Below are 16445 nucleotides of genomic sequence, written 5' to 3' on the forward strand. Positions count from 1 at the left end.
GAAAACAGAAGGAGATATCCATGCTTTGTGGGGACACTCAATGCATTCCTTAATTTATTTGAGACTTGCTCAAAATGATGGTTTATTCCTGCACTACGAACTCCGTTAACTTGTAGCCCCATTTCTCATAATCCTCTTTGTTTAAGCGGACATTGTAGAGCACATCATTCTCCTCGTACTGCTGCTCGAGCACCTCTCCTACACGGTAGAGCAATGAAGACAGGTCGCCACGGTCACCCGGAATCCGGAAGGTCAGAGTATCCCCTGCCAGCGAATCTTCGATGATCTCCCGGATCAGGGTTAGATCCTGAGGGTTAAAAGCGCTGATCTTTAAATATCCCGGGCCCGCAGGAAGCATTTCCAGCTGTTCCGGCTGACAGATATCGCTTTTGTTGAACAATGTAATTTGCGGCTTTCCGGCAGCTCCCAGATCCGTGAGAATCGCTTGGACAACCTCCATTTGTTCCTCACGCATTGGAGAAGAGGCGTCGACTACATGCAGCACCAGATTCGCTTCATTCACTTCCTCCAGAGTGGCACGGAAGGATGCCACCAGATCATGCGGCAGATTCTGTATGAATCCAACCGTATCTGTTAACACAACCTCTTTGCCTGAAGGGAGCTGCAGTACACGTGAAGTCGGGTCAAGTGTGGCGAATAGCTGATTCTCAATATATACATCCGCATCCGTAAGCTGCTTCAACAGTGTCGATTTGCCAGCATTTGTGTATCCGACAAGGGCCACCTGTACGGCACCGCTCTTGCGGCGGCGTTCACGATGCAGCTCACGGGTCTTCACCACTTCGTCGAGCTGGCGTTTCAGTTCATCAATCCGGTTGCGGATGTGCCGGCGGTCCGTCTCCAGCTTGCTTTCCCCTGGTCCTCTTGTACCGATACCGCCGCCGAGCCTGGACAGGTTCTTGCCCTGCCCGGAGAGGCGCGGCAGCAGATAGGAGAGCTGTGCCAGCTCTACCTGAATAATACCTTCCCGCGTCTTCGCCCGTCCGGCAAAGATATCCAGGATCAGCTGGGTGCGGTCGATAATTTTCAGATCCAGAGCTTCCTCCAGATTGCGCACCTGCGCTCCGGACAGCTCCTGGTCAAAGATTGCCGTATTCGCACCGAAACCATCTGCAGCCATCCGCAGCTCTTCTACCTTCCCCTTGCCGATGAACCATTTGGAATCAGGAGTTTCCTTGTTCTGGCGCAGCACGTCCAGCACTTCGACACCGGCTGTCTCTGCCAGCTGCACCAATTCCTGCAGGGAAAGCTCCGGGTCGATGCCGGTGCGCTTAATTTTGTCCGTCACCAAACTGACTAATATTGCCCGGTCCTGGATATCTGTTTGTGTATCATGTGTTGTCGCCATGCATTCAATGCTCCTTATCTCCATACCCCACTGAGGTATATCATCCGTTAATCGTATTTTGTTTTACAGCTTAAAATCTTCAGTCCGCAGTGTCATCAGCTCCTGCTTGCCGGGGCTGTTGCTCTCGTACTGGTTCAGCAAACGTACTGCTTGTGCACGCACGGCTTTCTCAATCGAATTGCGCACAAAGCGCGCATTGCTAAAGGCATGAAGGCTTTCCGTCTTCTCCACCAGCAAATGCTGCTTTAACTTGAGTATCGCCTGCGGCATCAAAATATAATCGCGCTCTTTGGCCATAAGTTCGGCAATCTGCAGCAGCTGATCAATTGTATAGTCGGGAAATTCAACCTGTATAGGAAATCTTGAAGGCAGCCCCGGATTGCTCATCAGAAAATAATCGATCTCGCCGGAATACCCGGCCAGGATCAGCACAAACTGGCTGCGGTGATCCTCCATGGATTTTACCAGCGTATCAATGGCTTCTTTTCCAAAATCCTTATCCCCGCCGCGGGCAAGACTGTAGGCTTCATCAATAAATAGGATGCCTCCGAGCGCCTTTTTCACCAGGTCACGTGTCTTCTGGGCGGTATGTCCAATATATTCGCCGACGAGATCTGCTCTCTCTACCTCGATCAGATGCCCCTTGCTTAATACACCCATTCGCTGGAACAGCTTAGCGACAATTCTCGCTACCGTCGTTTTACCGGTTCCGGGATTGCCCTTGAAGACCATATGGTAAGCCTGGCCGCCACTGGCAAGCCCTGCCTCGCTGCGCATCTGGGTGATCTGCAGAAGCGCATATATCTCAAATACAAGCTCCTTGATATTATCCAAGCCAACAAGACCATCAAGTTCCCGGCTTAACTCCTGGAACAGTCCGCTATGGCCGTGATTTTTGGGGAGCGCGGTTCCACTGCTGCTGTCGATCACCGCACTGCTCATCGGAGGGGGATCTTGATTCCGCAGCACAATATTGATTTGCCTTGACGGTCTGCCTTCCTCCCGCCCGCTTGCTGCCGCTACGCGTCCGTTCACCTTATTCACCTCATTATCCAGGGCTGACTGCTCTAAGTAAGTCTATTCCGGTACATGAGGTCTTATTAGCAGTTTCAGGATTTTTATACTTAGCAAATGATTTACAGAAATAACTGCTGCAGCTTCCATTTGGTGTAGGCCAGGATTTCACGGGATTTATACTTGGCCATCGACATTACCTCTGACTCTGTAAGCCCCAGCTCAGGTGCAGCATAGCCCAATTCTCTGGCAATTTCCTGCGCCCGCCGTCCATGAAAATTATGCGTAATAATAACCGAAGACGTCATCCCCTCACGCTTCATGATTTCCTGGCTGAACAGCAGATTCTCGTACGTGCTGGTAGACTTGTTCTCCATAAGAATATCTTCTTCCGGCACACCTTGCTCCACCAGATAATTCCGCATTCCTTGACCTTCAGTAAATTTGTAGTCTGGATCATCCAGCCCCCCCGAAACAATAAAGGTGCTGAACATTCCCTCCCGGTAGAGCTTTAGCCCGCAATCCAGCCGCTCCTTTAGGCCCGGGCTTGGCTTATCCCCCCACATGGACATGCCGAGAATAATACCTGCATCCGCTTTCGCCATAGGCGATGTTGTAGCTGCACTGTTAATGTTATTAAACACAACCGCACACCATAGGAGGCCTGCTGCCACAATCGTTATACCTGCAATAAGCAGGTTGCGCTTACGCCGGGAGCGGCGTTTTCTGGACACTTTGCGTATTGGGGATGAACCTCTTTGGTAAACGTACCATTCCATTTTTTATTTCCTCCTGAATTCTCCGTGATGGAATAATTCGGCACGATGCTTCAGTGAGAGAGAGAAATAAGGAAAGGCATGTGCGTCAATACTGCGTAGAATGCTCTTGGCTGTTGCCCAGGCCAAATTATAGTCGCTGTCCGTAATGTCTTCCCTTTCTAGCGCTTCCTCAAGCTCATCCTCATCCAGCAAAAACACCTCTCCGTTCCAAAGCACCACAACGTCCAGGTACAAATCATCAAACCATGGAACGCCTTGATCCGTGACGCCTTGAACTTTGCAGGTGTCAATGTACCATTGTACGATATTCTGTCGTTCGTCGAACATAGCCGTCACAATATAGTGGCTATCCTTGGGAAAATATTGCAGCCAAGAATACCCTTTGTCCGCTATGCGGTATGTATGCCTTCCATAGCTCTTCCACAGTGGTTCCTTCAGCCCGTAAATCGTATAAAGAGTGATATAACCGCTGAATTCCCGGGTTTCCACATAGCGGCAGGCGAAATGTCGGCGCGTAATCCGGCGCCAGTTGGCCCGGTCTCCGAATTTACGTTTCATATGAATTACCCTCTCAAGAAATGGTGTCTTCAGCTTAACACATTTAAGAGACACACTCAAAACATCCCGTAAAAAAACAGAACTGCCGGTAACGTAATCAAAGGTTACTGCTTCTGGATTAAAGGAAATATTTAAAGGTCCATTCAAAAAAAAGGACTATCCTTCCCCATCTTGGAGGGGTAAAGGATAGTCCTTTGGATGTTATTGAGGAGATTGACCCTCATTTGAAAATCCGTTCTCCGGAACTGTTCCCGCCTCAGTACTGTTATCCGTACCAGCATTTCCTGAACCGGAGGTTTCAACAGGTGTAATAGTTGGCAGCGGGGTTGGTGGAAGCGGAGTAGCCGTTGCTTCCGGCGGGGTTACAACTCCACCCCCGTTACCGTTGCCACCTCCATTGCCATTGCCATTGCCATTGCCGTTCCCATTGCCGTTCCCATTGCCATTTCCATTCCCGTTACCATCGCCGTTGCCATTCCCATTGTTTCCACCGGGATTGCCGTTGCCTTCGCCGTTTCCGTTACCCTGTCCGTTGCCTTGATCATCTGTCGGAAGATTCGGATCAGGCGTTGCTTCCGGTTCCGGTGTCTGCAGTTCATCCTGAACCATTACGGTAACGATGCCCGATGGCTCGCTCTCCACATCCAGTTCGGGATAATAAGCTGTTACATAATATTCGTAAGTCAGTCCAGGCATGGCACTAATATCACCCATTGTGAGAGACTTTGTACTGAGAAGTGAAGTGAATTCCGTCTCCGAGGTTTCCCGGCGGTAAATCCGGTATTCCACTCCTGCAACCTGAGCCGCTTCCCAGCCAAGGTTCACAGTCAATGTTGAAGGATCATATTCAGCGGATAGACCCGTGACAGGCTGTACCGTTTCCGGAGTAGCCGTTGGTTCGGGCGCACTCGCACCTTCCGGTTTAGGGAAAGATTTTTCCGGAATCCCCTCCAGAGCCTTCTCCATAACTTTACCCCAGAAGGCCGCTGCAAGCGGACTGCTGTTCTTGAGCAGATGTGTCTTGCTCGGCTTGTCATAACCCATCCACACTGCTGCGGTCCATTCCGGTGTATAACCGACAAACCACACGTCACGGTTGGATTTGATCCCGTCGTACCCGCTCTGGGTAGTACCGGTCTTGCCGGCAACCGGACGGTTGATTTTCGCTTTTTTACCTGTACCGTCCTGTACAACTTCCTGCATCATTTGGGTCATTTGGTAAGCTGTATCCTTACTCATCACCCGCTCAGGCTTTGTATTGGCCTTATAGACCGTGTCCCCGTCACTGTTGGCAATCGATTTAATCGAATACGCCTCACGCAGTTCACCGCCGCTGGCAAAAGCACTGTAAGCCTGAGCCATTTCCAGCGTATTGGTTCCTTTGCTCATCCCGCCGAGGGCGAGTGACAGGTTCTTGTCTTCATCGCTGAGGCTGATCCCCAGCTTCTTCGCAAACTGGAAGCCGGTATCCACACCAATCTCATTCAGCAGCCAGACCGCCGGGATGTTCTCCGACTTCGTTATCGCCTGACTCATGCTGATCGTTGATGAGTAGCCATGCAGGTTTCTCGGACAGTATTTGCCGAAGCACTGCTTTTCATTGCTGAGCATTGAGGAGCTTGAGAATTTCCCCGACTCCAGAGCAGGAGCGTAAGAAACCAAGGGTTTGAAGGAAGAGCCCGGAGAACGACGGCTGCCATTAACACGGCTGTAGCCCTTCTTCTCATAATTCCGTCCGCCCATCAGCGCAACGATGCTGCCATTCTCCTGGTTGATGATGGTCATCGAACCCTGTACCAGCTCCTCATCCACACTTTTTTCGAAATTGTCGCTGTCGGCAAATGCATCTTCTACCGTCTGCTGGGCGTTTTTATCCATCGTTGTATAAATTTTGTATCCGCCGATGTTGAGATCATCTTCGGTTAATCCAAACTTATCTTCCGCCTCGTCTATAGCATAATCAATAAAGGCCTGATAACGCTGTTTGCTTTCGGGCGGTTTGTAGTTGTAATTGACCGCTGCGGCTTCAGCCCGCTCCTGTTCAGTAATTTTCCCCTGTTCATACATCAGCTGGAGCACTACACCGCGGCGTTCCTTGGACAAATCCGGATTGCGCAGCGGATTGTAACGGGACGGCCCCTTCGGCATAGCAGCCAATGTGGCGATTTGCCACAACTTAAGTTCGTTAAGATTGCTTTGACCAAAATAACGGATAGATGCTGCCTTGATGCCGTAGATTGTGCCACCAAAGTTAATCCGGTTCAGGTATAACGTAATAATCTCATTTTTGGTCTTCTCATTCTCAAGCGCTACAGCAATGGAAACCTCAGTCGCTTTGCGGAAAAATGTCTTATCACGTGTCAGAAAGATATTCTTCGCAAGCTGCTGGGTGATCGTACTGCCGCCTTCCACCATGCTGCGTGCAGCGATATCCTTGACGGCTGCTCGGCCGATCGACCATAAATCCACACCCTTGTGTTCAAAAAAACGTTTGTCTTCTGTAGCAACAAAAGCCTCGATCAGCTGTTTCGGAATATCTTCATACTCTACCGGATCACTTTTTTCCAGTGACAGTTCACCGATCAAATTTGCATTGCGGTCAAAAATCTGTGTCGGCGGGTTCACGCTTAATTTATCCTCGTTCTCATTCAGCAGTTTCTGCCCGTTCAGCATAATAAACAGGTAACCGCCAAGCGCACAAAAAATCGCCAGCGCCGTTGCAAAAAATAAACTCCACAGTACGCGTTTCTTGGTTAGAAACTTCTTCTTTTTCTTAGGCTTCCCTTTGGGACTCGCAGGGGTGGTGCCCCTGTCTCTATTGCGGTTCGTCCTGGAAAAATCGTCTCTAGACATGCTGCCTCCTGACTCCCTTTCGGAAACATCTTGAAATTGTATACACGAATGAAAAGAACAACCTTCACAGGTTGCTCTCTCGCACTCTCTATTCAAACGCTTTATAAACAAAAAGGTTTCACTACAAGGTTGTAAAAAATGTTATTCTTCGCTTCCGCTGTCCTGCATCAGCGATACGCTGCGCTGTGGCGTGAAGGTGGAAATGGCATGCTTGTACACCATTTGCTGGCGTCCGTCACTGTCGATGACAATTGTAAAATTGTCAAATGCTTTGATGATTCCCCGGATTTGAAAGCCGTTGGTCAAATATACTGTAGCAGGGATATTCTCTTTACGCAGCTGGTTCAAGAACGTATCTTGGATGTTAATGGACTTGTTCATATGACGTACCCCCAATGGTTCAATTAGATTGTTCAGAAGTATATTCAAGACCTGAGAGAAACTTTCCTGCTATTATAGCACGTATTTTTGCAAAATTCTCTGAAAAGTTTTGCTCATTGAAATCGTCGATCCACTGGATTTCCTTCATGTGGCGAAACCATGACAATTGTCGTTTGGCGAATCGGCGGGTATCGCGTTTCAGCAGTGTCACAGCCTCGTCCAGCGTCGTTTCTCCCGCGAGATAAGCGGCAATTTCCTTGTAGCCCAATCCCTGCATGGACACAAGAGTTCTGCTGTAGCCGTGATCCAGCAGTCCTTTCACCTCGGCGACGAGACCTTCCGCCAGCATCTGATCGATTCGGTCTTCAATACGTTTATATAGTATTTTCCGGTCCATTGTCAAACCTATGAGGCATAACTCATATGGAGACTCCTTCTTCTGAGCCTCATGGGACGCCGAAAGCGTAACCTTTGTCTGGTGATGAATTTCCAGTGCACGGATGATTCTGCGGCGGTCATTCGGATGCAATCTGGAAGCGCTGGAAGGGTCTACAGCCGCCAGTCTGGCGTGCAGGGCTTCTGCTCCATGCTCCTCGGCAAAGGCGTCCTGCTCGCTGCGGAACGCCTCATCCGCCACGGCCTCAGAGAAGCGGAAACCGTAACACAGGGATTCAATATACAGTCCCGTTCCACCCACAATAAAAGGAAGCTTGCCCCTGGCGCTGATCTCCTCGATCAGCCGGACGCCCTGCACCTGAAATTCTGCGGCGGAATAGGCTTCTTGCGGATCATGGATATCAATTAAATGATGCGGAATCCCCTTCATCTCCGCTGGTGTGATCTTGGCTGTGCCGATATCCATTCCGCGGTAGACCTGCATGGAATCACCGGAGATGATCTCTGCACTGTATGTCTCCGCGAGCTCCAGGCTTAGCCTTGTTTTGCCGACTGCAGTCGGCCCCAGCAGTACCAGAACCTTAGGTTTAGTCTCAGTTGTCAATGTGTATCACCCCGTACGATGTTTTGGAGCTGCTGCGCAGCTGTTCGGTAAAGCCCAGCCGTGAGAATTCACCGCTTAAGGCCTTCTCTTTGAGCAGGACAGCCTTGCGTGCTACTCTGACTGCCTCAGCGACACTCTCCCCGGTCAAGGCCGCTGTGTTAGCGAAACGGCGCAAGGGGGATATCGCCGCAGAATCCGTTAAGGGAACCCGGAACATCGGGTCGAAGTAGACGATATCGACACTATTGTCCGGCTGTTCCCGCAGGTACCCCAGATGTTCGCTGTGCACAACCTGGATGCGGCGCAGCGCTTCGTTTACTTTCTGCTGGCCGGAAATGTACTGGCTCATGCCTTCAAGCAGCAGCGCATACAGCGGCAAGGAGCTTTCCAGCGCAGTCACCACGGAATCTTCTCCGCCGTGGACGGCAAACAGCAGAGAATCGCTGCCAAGCCCCGCCGTACAATCCAGCACGCTGTCTCCCGGCAGCATTCCGGCAGCTTCCAGCATGGGATCAGATTCGCCCTTCAGGATGCGTTTCGCCCGGACAAAGCCCATACTGGGATGAAACTCCATCGGTGGCAGACCCGGCGAGATCAGCCGTACCGCCTCCTGCAGAACTACCAGAATCTCCTCGTCCCCGTAACGTTCCGCCAGCTTTGGCATGGAGAACCTAGCCCTAAGCACATAAGGTGCGCCCGTGCGCCCGGCAAGCTGCTTAGCCCGCAGCTCAATTTCCGGTATCGGGTCAAAGCCCGTTGTTATAATCATGATGCCTCCGATCTGGTACGCATTAGAGCGTTAAAATAGAAATGAACAGAGATTGCAGATCAAGAGCTGTAAGTGAGCTGGCTTACCTCATATGCAGTGCAGCTGCACTTACATGACACGTTTGAACAGCTTCTCCAGGTCATAGGAAGAGAAAGAAACCACGATCGGCCGTCCATGCGGACATGTATATGGCTGGCGGCAAGCTGCCAGCCTGGACAGCAGAGCCTCTACCTCCTGCTCTGTAAGCTTTTGATTGGCCTTGATGGACGCCTTGCAGGAGCAGAGAATGGAGGATTTCTCACGCAGTTTGGCCAGGTCGATGTAACGTTCGCTCAGCACCCATTCCGCCATTTCCTCAATGACCGCCTTCTCATCTCCCTCAGGGAACCAGTACGGCAAGGAACGGACCAGAAAAGTCTGTCCTCCGAAATGCTCAAGAAATACACCTGCCTGTTCGAACCAATGCAGCCTTTCACTGAGCTGGCGGCTCTCCGAAGGGGTGAATTCCAGGGTGATCGGCAGGAGAAGCTCCTGCGAAGCATCCTCGGGACGCCCGAATTTCTCATAATAATATTCATAATTAATCCGTTCATGTGCCGCATGCTGGTCAATCAGATAAAGCCCGATGTCATTCTGGGCAATAAGATATGTCCCATGATGCTGGCCGATATAATTCAGCTCAGGGAACTGAGGAAGCGCAGGATCTTCACTGCCGGCTGGAGCATACAGCTCCTCTGCTGATGGCATCCCTCCCCGGGTCGGCATTGCCCCGGCAGGCTCGCGGTAGCTGCCGCCAGTCCCTTCACGCGGCAATGAAGAAGTACTGCCGCTGTATAACGCAGCAGTCTCCCGGGCCACCGGCATTGCGCTCTGAGGCTCTCCTGTCCGCTGCTGTGTGTTGCCCGAGTAGCGTTCTCCTCCTGCAGCACCGCTACCGAAGGAGGAAGCACCGCTGATTCCGCTGTTCCAGGAGCCCGGTCTCTCTGCAGGATGGTTAGCATCCAATGTACCCGCTTGCTGCAGATCACTCTGCGGAGCAACACCGGAGGGCATATCACTTCGCGGACCAGCGGTCCGCGGGTCTTGACTGTCTTGGTCATTACGGGCCATTCCTGGCAGGCCATCGGCTGGCTGAGGAATGGCTCCTTTCGGAAAGGCAAACTGCTCCTGGATAAAGGAGCTGCTGCCCTTGGCGCCTATTATTTCTTTGCCCGGCCGCGGAATCAGACTCTGGCCCAGCAGAACCTTGCGGATCTCCTGTTCAACAAATGCGTACAGTTCGATCTCCTTGCTGAAACGCACCTCCAATTTCGCCGGGTGTACATTGACGTCGACGAGAGACGGATGCATGTCCAGCTGCAATACGAGCAGCGGATAGCGGTTAATCGGCAGCAGCGTGTGATAAGCCCGCATAATAGCCGCATTCAGCCCGTTACTGCGGATGTATCTTCCGCCTACAATCGTGGTGACCGCATTGCGGTTGGAGCGGGTCCACTCCGGCCTGCTGACAAAGCCGGCAATCCGGTAATCCGGATCTTCTGCTGAGATCGGCAGCATCGCCTTGGCCGCTGATGTACCGTAAACGGCAGCAATCACCTGTAACAGATCGCCATTGCCAAGTGTATGCAGCAGCTGATTACCGTTGTGATGCAACGTAAAGGAGATGGACGGATGAGCCAAAGCCATCCGGTACATCGCATCCGAAATATGCCCCAGCTCGGTTTGGATGCTCTTCATATATTTCAGCCTTGCCGGTGTGTTGAAAAATAATTCCCTTACTGCAAGATCACTTCCCTTGCCGGAAGGTGTATCCTCGTTGCGGATCAGCTTCCCGCCTTCGATATCAATCAATCTGCCTTTACCATCATCACTGCTGGCAGTCAGAAGGGACACCTTCGAGACAGCGGCGATACTGGGCAAAGCCTCGCCGCGGAAGCCAAGGCTCGTGATCAGGAACAGATCGCGTCCATTCGCAATCTTGCTGGTCGCATGGCGGTAGAAGGCGGTCTCGCAGTCCTCTGGCTCAATACCTGAGCCGTTGTCTTTGACGCGGATGCTCTGCAATCCGCCCTCTTCAACAGAAACCTCAATTCGGGTGCTGCCGGCATCAATCGCGTTCTCCACCAGCTCCTTCACAACGGAAGCCGGCCGCTCCACAACCTCACCCGCTGCAATCTGGTTGGCAATATGCTCGTCCAGTACATGAATTTTAGCCATTTTGTATTCACCTCGCCAATAGTGATGTTTGTTCTTCGCTAGAATTACGCTTACTTGGAAAAACCCTAAGTTACAGCTCCTTGGCTTTTTGCTTAAGCTCATTCAACAGGCCCATTGCCTGCAGAGGGGTCATATTCATCAGATCTGCACCCTGAACAGCGGCAACCAGCTCTTTCAGTAGCGGATTTTCTTTAACAGGTGCAGGTGCGGAAGCCGCTCCACCTTTACGGTTCCTGCGCGGCTCTTCTTCCCCAAAGATCGACAGTTGTACGACTTCAGCGTCTTCTGCATCCGGCAAGGAGGCCAGCGAGACGGCAGCTTCGGAGTAAGCTGATCCGCCTGATTTGCTCACGGCGGCTGCATTGCCCGCATGCATGAAGGCAGCATCCTCTCCTGATGGCAATACATCCGTGTCTTGCGTCCGGCTTGCAGATAGTCCACTTGCCTGTTCCTTCACACTGTGACGACTCTCATAGGCAGTTCCGTATTGCAGCGCAGGCGAGCCCGGAGGTGCCGACTGCTCAATGCTCTGGAGCAGACCATATGCCCGGTCAATAATACCTTCCGGCAATCCGGCCAACCGGGCACAATAGATGCCATAGCTGCTGTCGGCAGCTCCCGGCACAAGCTTGCGCAGGAAGTTCACTTTGTCTCCGCTTTCTTGCACGGCCATAGAATAATTCTTCAGCCCTTGCAGGCTCTGCTCCAAATGGGCCAGCTCATGAAAATGCGTCGAGACCAGTGCTTTGCAGGCAATGGTATCATGCACGTATTCAATAACCGCCTGGGCAATAGCCATGCCCTCGCTTGTTGAGGTGCCCCGGCCCAGCTCGTCAATAATAATAAGGCTGCGCGATGTTGCTTTCTCAGTCATGACCTGAATATCGGCCATCTCCACCATAAAGGTGCTCTGCCCGCCGATCAGGTCATCCGCCGCTCCAATCCGTGTAAAGATCCGGTCTATCAGCGGAACCTCCGCGCTTTCTGCCGGAACAAAGCAGCCGATTTGGGCCAGAATGCAGATCAGGGCCACCTGGCGCATGTATGTGCTTTTGCCAGCCATGTTAGGGCCGGTGATAAGCAATATATTGCCTTCATTCTTGCTCAGTGTGCTGCCGTTTGCTATAAATGCAGAATCTTTCAGCACCGCTTCTACTACCGGATGCCGTCCACCTGTAAGACTCATGTCATAACCGTCGGATAGCTTGGGTTTTACAAACCGGTGCTCGGCGCTGACCGCAGCAAGACATTGATACACATCTATTTCCGCAACCTTCTCCGCCAAGGCCTGCAGCCGGGGAATTTGTGCGCCAATACGGTCCCGCAGCTCGGTAAACAGGCTGTATTCGAGATCAGTCATTTTGTCCTGGGCTTCGAGAATCAGCGCTTCTTTCTCTTTCAGCTCAGGGGTAACATAACGCTCTGCATTCGCCAGGGTCTGCTTGCGTTCATATCTTCCTTCCGGCAAGGAAGCAAGATTGGAGCGGGTAATTTCTATATAATAGCCGAAAATTTTGTTGTAGCCGATCTTCAGCGACTTGATGCCTGTAGCCTGGCGCTCCTTCGCCTCCAGCTCGGCGATCCAGCGTTTACCGCTGCTGCTCGCTTCCCGCAGCTCGTCCAGGCGCTCATGATAGCCTGTCCGGATAATTCCCCCGTCCCGCACAGACACCGGCGCATCTTCGGTAATTGCCCGCTCGATATCCTCACGCAGCTCTGCACATTCATCCATGGTGGAACCGATCTCTCTCAGCGTCTCTGAACCTGAAGTCAGACACATATCTTTCAGGGCCGGTATTTGTGCCAGTGACTGCTTCAGGGCATTCATATCGCGTCCGTTGGCACTGCCGAAGGCGATGCGCCCGACGAGCCGCTCCAGATCATAGATTTCTTTCAGCGCCCCGCGCAAATCCTCACGGACAATGAACTGGTTATAGAGATAATCTACTGCCTCCAGTCGACGCTCAATCGGAGCCCGCTGCAGGAGCGGCTTGTCAATTTTGCGGCGCAAAAGACGCCCGCCCATCGAAGTTTCGGTGCGGTCCAGCAGCCAGAGCAGTGAACCTTTTTTGGAGCGCTCGCGCACCGTTTCAGTGAGTTCCAGATTGCGGCGTGTGAACGGATCCAGAATCATATAGTTGCCAGGCTCATACGGCGAAATCTGGCTAAGCTGTCCCAGGGAACGCCGCTGGGTTTCACTCAAATAGGAAATGAGCATCGCCAGACATTTGCCCCGTTCACTCTCCAGACGCACCCAGGCCGCTTCGCCGAACTGGCGGCGGGCCAATTCCTCTTCGCGTTTCTCCCAAGGTGTGTACACGACCGGCTTCGCCAGAAGTGAGGCCTCACTGCGCAGACTCTCGAGCAGGTTAGCATCTCCGATAATCTCGGCTGGCTCATAAATGCCGATCTCGTCACGCAGCCATTCCGAACCTGAAAGAACGGAAGTGACATACAGCTCACCCGTAGTCAAATCGCAGGCAGCCAGAGCCATCATCCCGTCCTGCTCGGTCACGCAAACGAGGTAGTTGTTGCTTTTGTCCGTAATAATTTTGCCGTCCATTACTGTACCTGGTGTGACTACGCGGACAATATCCCGGCGCACCATGCCCTTTGTTACAGAGGGATCATCCAGCTGCTCGCAAATCGCAACCTTGTATCCCTTTTCGATCAAACGCTGTATGTAACCTTCCGCGGCATGGTATGGCACTCCACACATCGGAATGCGCTCTTCGCCCCCACCCTCACGGCCGGTTAAAGTAATCTCAAGCTCTTTCGAAGCGAGAACCGCATCCTCGAAGAACATTTCATAAAAATCGCCCAGCCGGAAAAAAAGGAAAGCGTCCTTTGCCCCTTCCTTTACCTTTAAATACTGTTCTATCATCGGCGTATATTTTGCCATCATTGACCTCCATACCTATCTTCTGTGTTCTCTATTATAACAGAAACATGCAAGGCAAAGTCACCCCGGGAAGTCACAATAAGAGAACACCAGAGCTGGAACGCTGCCTGCATCGGGTGCATTACAGATATTGTTAATTATAGCCATTGAAGATCAGCATGACCATATGATGTGCTTTTTCAATAATTTGCTGTAAAATTATAAAGGAATTATTATACATTACTGAAACTGAAGGAGGTACAAGCTTGATACGCAAACTGAATGAAGCCGACCGGGAAAATTTGATGGAACTGGTAGGCAAAAATCCGGCTATCAATTTATACATTATCGGAGACGTGGAAAATTTCGGGTTCGAGCAGGATTTCATGGAGCTTTGGGGAGAAAGTGACTCTGTAGACGGGCCGTTAAAAGCAGTGATACTGCGTTTCTACGGAAGTTATTTGCCATATTCAGAGGGGCCTTTTGATGCGGAGGGTTTTGCGGAACTGCTGGGCAGAAACAAAAACGCCGAAATGATCTCCGGCTCTTTAGAGGTCGTGCGGACACTCAGTAAATGGTTGAATATCCGGCAGGAAAAAGAGATGCTTTTCGCCGAGCTGACAGAGATGAATGAGGAAATCCGTACAGCGGCATCCGCTCCTGTGCCCATCCGAAAAGCCACGACACAGGATGTGGATGCTATTTGTGCATTGACGGATGTTATTTCAGAGTTCACCAGCAGTCCGGAGGACGCGCGTAAAACCCTGCATAAAACGCTGGAAAGCGGAACCGGACGCACCTACTTCGTCGAACAGAACGGGGAGGTAATTGCTACTGCGTCAACCGCAGCGGAAAATTCGCGGTCGGCGATGATAGTCGCCGTAGCCACCCACCCGGAATACAGGGGACAAAAATTAGCTTCACGGGTAGTCGCACAGCTTTGTGCCGATATTCTGGCCGAGGGAAAATCACTATGCCTTTTTTATAACAATCCTCAAGCAGGCTTAATCTACAAAAAACTCGGTTTCCGTGATATCGACAAATGGTCCATGACTTATTTACATAAAGAAAATCAACTTACAGGCGCAGGTATATAAGCCTCAGGGCGACAGAATTTCCAACACGATTACCGCTGATTCCTCATGGACTCTTTCCCGGTCCACAGCGGACGGATATCCCGCGATTCATCCCAGGTCTGTTCCGCGGAGATGCAGCGGAACAGCGGTTCTACGTAAGGGGCTGCGCGTGCGTAGCCGTCCAGTGCGCGAAGCTGGTCCTGCAATGGAGCCCAGGCGGGGCGCAGCGGATCTTTGCTGCCGCTGTAATAGGCGGCATGCAGCTCTTCCCGGTCCAGCGGGCGCAAGGTCAGGTCTTCATAGCGGCTCACGATCAGGTGAGCCAGGAAGACCGCGCCTTTGGCGATGACCGGGGACACCAGGAAGCTCGGCAAGGTCCGGTATTCAAAGCCGCCATGCGGCTGAATACGGAAATCGCCGAGCACCCCGTAACGCGGACGCCGCGCCGCAGCCCGGGCGTCCTCCAGCAGCAGCAGCGGCAACGCCAGATAGTTGTCGAGCGCACGCAGCAGCGGCGCCGTCAGCCGGACGCCGCTGAAGTGCAGGTGGCCGCCTAGGGCCCAGCCCTGCAGCGGCATGCCTCCCGCCCGCCAGCGGAGCGAGCGGTCGGATACCATCCGGTCCGCCGTGGCTGCGGCGGACATCAGCTGCGCCAGCAGTGCGCGCGGTTCCCCGCGCGGCGCAGGGCGCAGCTCGGCGACCGGGAACATGCCGCGCGTTCCCGGAGGTCCGGCGTCGCAGCCCGCGACGCCGTCTACGGGCAGGAACCGCGATGCGGGCACGACGCGGCCGGAGGTTTCCCGGAGCAGAAGAAACTCCGGGTCCATGCCCATCAGCATGCCTGGACGGCCAGGCAGCTCCCGGGCCAGGTCGCGGTCCAGTGCCAGCGACGCTGTACGGTAAGGCTCCGGCAGCGGCTTGCCGGCAGGTTCCGCAAGCGGGAGGATCTGTTCCACAAGGTATCGCCTTCCCCGCATAGCCTTTAGCCGGACTTCACCACTGTCCAGGCCCAGGCTGTATAAAGCTCTAACAGCAATTCCCCTCACCAGTCCGGCAGTTCCGCGCCGCTCCGGGACGGGACTGTAATGCGCCTGTTCACCGAGTATTCCGTAATCTCCGGGATTTCCAGGGTCTCCATGATCTTCATGGCTATCAATTTCACCCTCATCTAGCAAGCTAACACCGGTGCCCCCGGACACACTATCCCTACCGATTGAGGCAGCTGGGCGGGTATTCCCCGCTGCAGCACTCATGGCCCGGCCGGTACCCAGCGGTGTGATCACAAGCACCGCCAAATTGAATACTTTAACCAAGTATTGCTGTTTGTGTCTGTCCATATCGGGACCCTTCTTATATGTATGGCCATTTGCAACAGCTATTCTTCCGGCTTGCCCTGCATCCCTCTCCAAGCGATTCCCGCCGGCAGACAGAGCAGCCTCCAGTCCACAGCGCCGCAGCCGGAGCTCTTGTTGCTCCGGAGTTAGCTGCAGGTACTCCTTTAATCCTTCATTCACGCTGGCTCCTCCCTAGTGGTTCGTTCCCCTAACT

At 52.6% G+C, this 16445-nt stretch carries 12 protein-coding genes; 1 reads left to right on the forward strand and 11 read right to left on the reverse strand.

Annotation, left to right across the window (positions count from 1 at the left end; all coding sequences use genetic code 11):
- Window positions 1-82 precede the first annotated feature (82 nt).
- From hflX to mutS, 10 genes are all read right to left on the reverse strand, one after another.
- Window positions 83-1369, reverse strand: a complete 1287-nt coding sequence (gene hflX, locus NST07_RS19050) for a GTPase HflX (protein WP_341093796.1) — start codon at window positions 1367-1369, stop codon at window positions 83-85.
- Between the two features lie 63 nt (window positions 1370-1432).
- Window positions 1433-2404 carry an AAA family ATPase gene (locus tag NST07_RS19055; RefSeq protein WP_341093797.1) on the reverse strand — a complete coding sequence of 324 codons (972 nt, stop codon included), beginning with the start codon at window positions 2402-2404 and terminating at the stop codon, window positions 1433-1435.
- A 101-nt stretch (window positions 2405-2505) separates the two neighbouring features.
- Window positions 2506-3162, reverse strand: a complete 657-nt coding sequence (locus NST07_RS19060; RefSeq protein WP_341093798.1) for a YdcF family protein — start codon at window positions 3160-3162, stop codon at window positions 2506-2508.
- A 3-nt stretch (window positions 3163-3165) separates the two neighbouring features.
- A complete protein-coding gene (locus tag NST07_RS19065; protein WP_038593019.1) occupies window positions 3166-3720 on the reverse strand; it encodes a DUF402 domain-containing protein in 555 nt (184 codons plus the stop codon).
- A gap of 201 nt (window positions 3721-3921) precedes the next feature.
- The gene (locus NST07_RS19070) at window positions 3922-6573 is read right to left on the reverse strand and encodes a PBP1A family penicillin-binding protein (RefSeq protein ID WP_342479944.1); all 2652 of its coding nucleotides are present in this window, start codon (window positions 6571-6573) and stop codon (window positions 3922-3924) included.
- 141 nt (window positions 6574-6714) lie between these two features.
- The gene (hfq, locus tag NST07_RS19075) at window positions 6715-6954 is read right to left on the reverse strand and encodes an RNA chaperone Hfq (RefSeq protein ID WP_019910673.1); all 240 of its coding nucleotides are present in this window, start codon (window positions 6952-6954) and stop codon (window positions 6715-6717) included.
- Between the two features lie 19 nt (window positions 6955-6973).
- Window positions 6974-7954, reverse strand: coding sequence for a tRNA (adenosine(37)-N6)-dimethylallyltransferase MiaA (gene miaA / locus NST07_RS19080; RefSeq protein ID WP_341093803.1), 981 nt, complete (start codon window positions 7952-7954; stop codon window positions 6974-6976).
- Window positions 7944-8723, reverse strand: coding sequence for a class I SAM-dependent methyltransferase (locus tag NST07_RS19085; protein ID WP_341093805.1), 780 nt, complete (start codon window positions 8721-8723; stop codon window positions 7944-7946). Before NST07_RS19085 ends, miaA begins: the two co-directional genes overlap by 11 nt.
- 108 nt (window positions 8724-8831) lie before the next feature.
- Window positions 8832-10940 carry a DNA mismatch repair endonuclease MutL gene (gene mutL / locus NST07_RS19090; protein WP_341378853.1) on the reverse strand — a complete coding sequence of 703 codons (2109 nt, stop codon included), beginning with the start codon at window positions 10938-10940 and terminating at the stop codon, window positions 8832-8834.
- Between the two features lie 70 nt (window positions 10941-11010).
- Window positions 11011-13842 carry a DNA mismatch repair protein MutS gene (gene mutS / locus NST07_RS19095; protein WP_342479945.1) on the reverse strand — a complete coding sequence of 944 codons (2832 nt, stop codon included), beginning with the start codon at window positions 13840-13842 and terminating at the stop codon, window positions 11011-11013.
- 245 nt (window positions 13843-14087) lie between these two features.
- Here mutS and NST07_RS19100 point away from each other — a divergent pair, with 245 nt between their 5' ends.
- A complete protein-coding gene (locus NST07_RS19100) occupies window positions 14088-14918 on the forward strand; it encodes a GNAT family N-acetyltransferase (RefSeq protein WP_341093811.1) in 831 nt (276 codons plus the stop codon).
- Between the two features lie 29 nt (window positions 14919-14947).
- On the opposite strand, the gene NST07_RS19105 is transcribed toward NST07_RS19100, so the two are convergent.
- The gene (locus tag NST07_RS19105; RefSeq protein WP_342479946.1) at window positions 14948-16411 is read right to left on the reverse strand and encodes a hypothetical protein; all 1464 of its coding nucleotides are present in this window, start codon (window positions 16409-16411) and stop codon (window positions 14948-14950) included.
- Window positions 16412-16445: the final 34 nt, after the last annotated feature.

Source organism: Paenibacillus sp. FSL L8-0340 (genome assembly GCF_038593145.1).
Classification (GTDB): domain Bacteria; phylum Bacillota; class Bacilli; order Paenibacillales; family Paenibacillaceae; genus Paenibacillus_AQ.

Coding starts and splice junctions, on each gene's coding strand:
- hflX (WP_341093796.1), bottom strand. CDS start 1,369: ATGGCGACAACACATGATACACAAACAGATATCCAGGACCGGGCAATA.
- NST07_RS19060 (WP_341093798.1), bottom strand. CDS start 3,162: ATGGAATGGTACGTTTACCAAAGAGGTTCATCCCCAATACGCAAAGTG.
- NST07_RS19065 (WP_038593019.1), bottom strand. CDS start 3,720: ATGAAACGTAAATTCGGAGACCGGGCCAACTGGCGCCGGATTACGCGC.
- NST07_RS19070 (WP_342479944.1), bottom strand. CDS start 6,573: ATGTCTAGAGACGATTTTTCCAGGACGAACCGCAATAGAGACAGGGGC.
- hfq (WP_019910673.1), bottom strand. CDS start 6,954: ATGAACAAGTCCATTAACATCCAAGATACGTTCTTGAACCAGCTGCGT.
- NST07_RS19085 (WP_341093805.1), bottom strand. CDS start 8,723: ATGATTATAACAACGGGCTTTGACCCGATACCGGAAATTGAGCTGCGG.
- mutL (WP_341378853.1), bottom strand. CDS start 10,940: ATGGCTAAAATTCATGTACTGGACGAGCATATTGCCAACCAGATTGCA.
- mutS (WP_342479945.1), bottom strand. CDS start 13,842: ATGGCAAAATATACGCCGATGATAGAACAGTATTTAAAGGTAAAGGAA.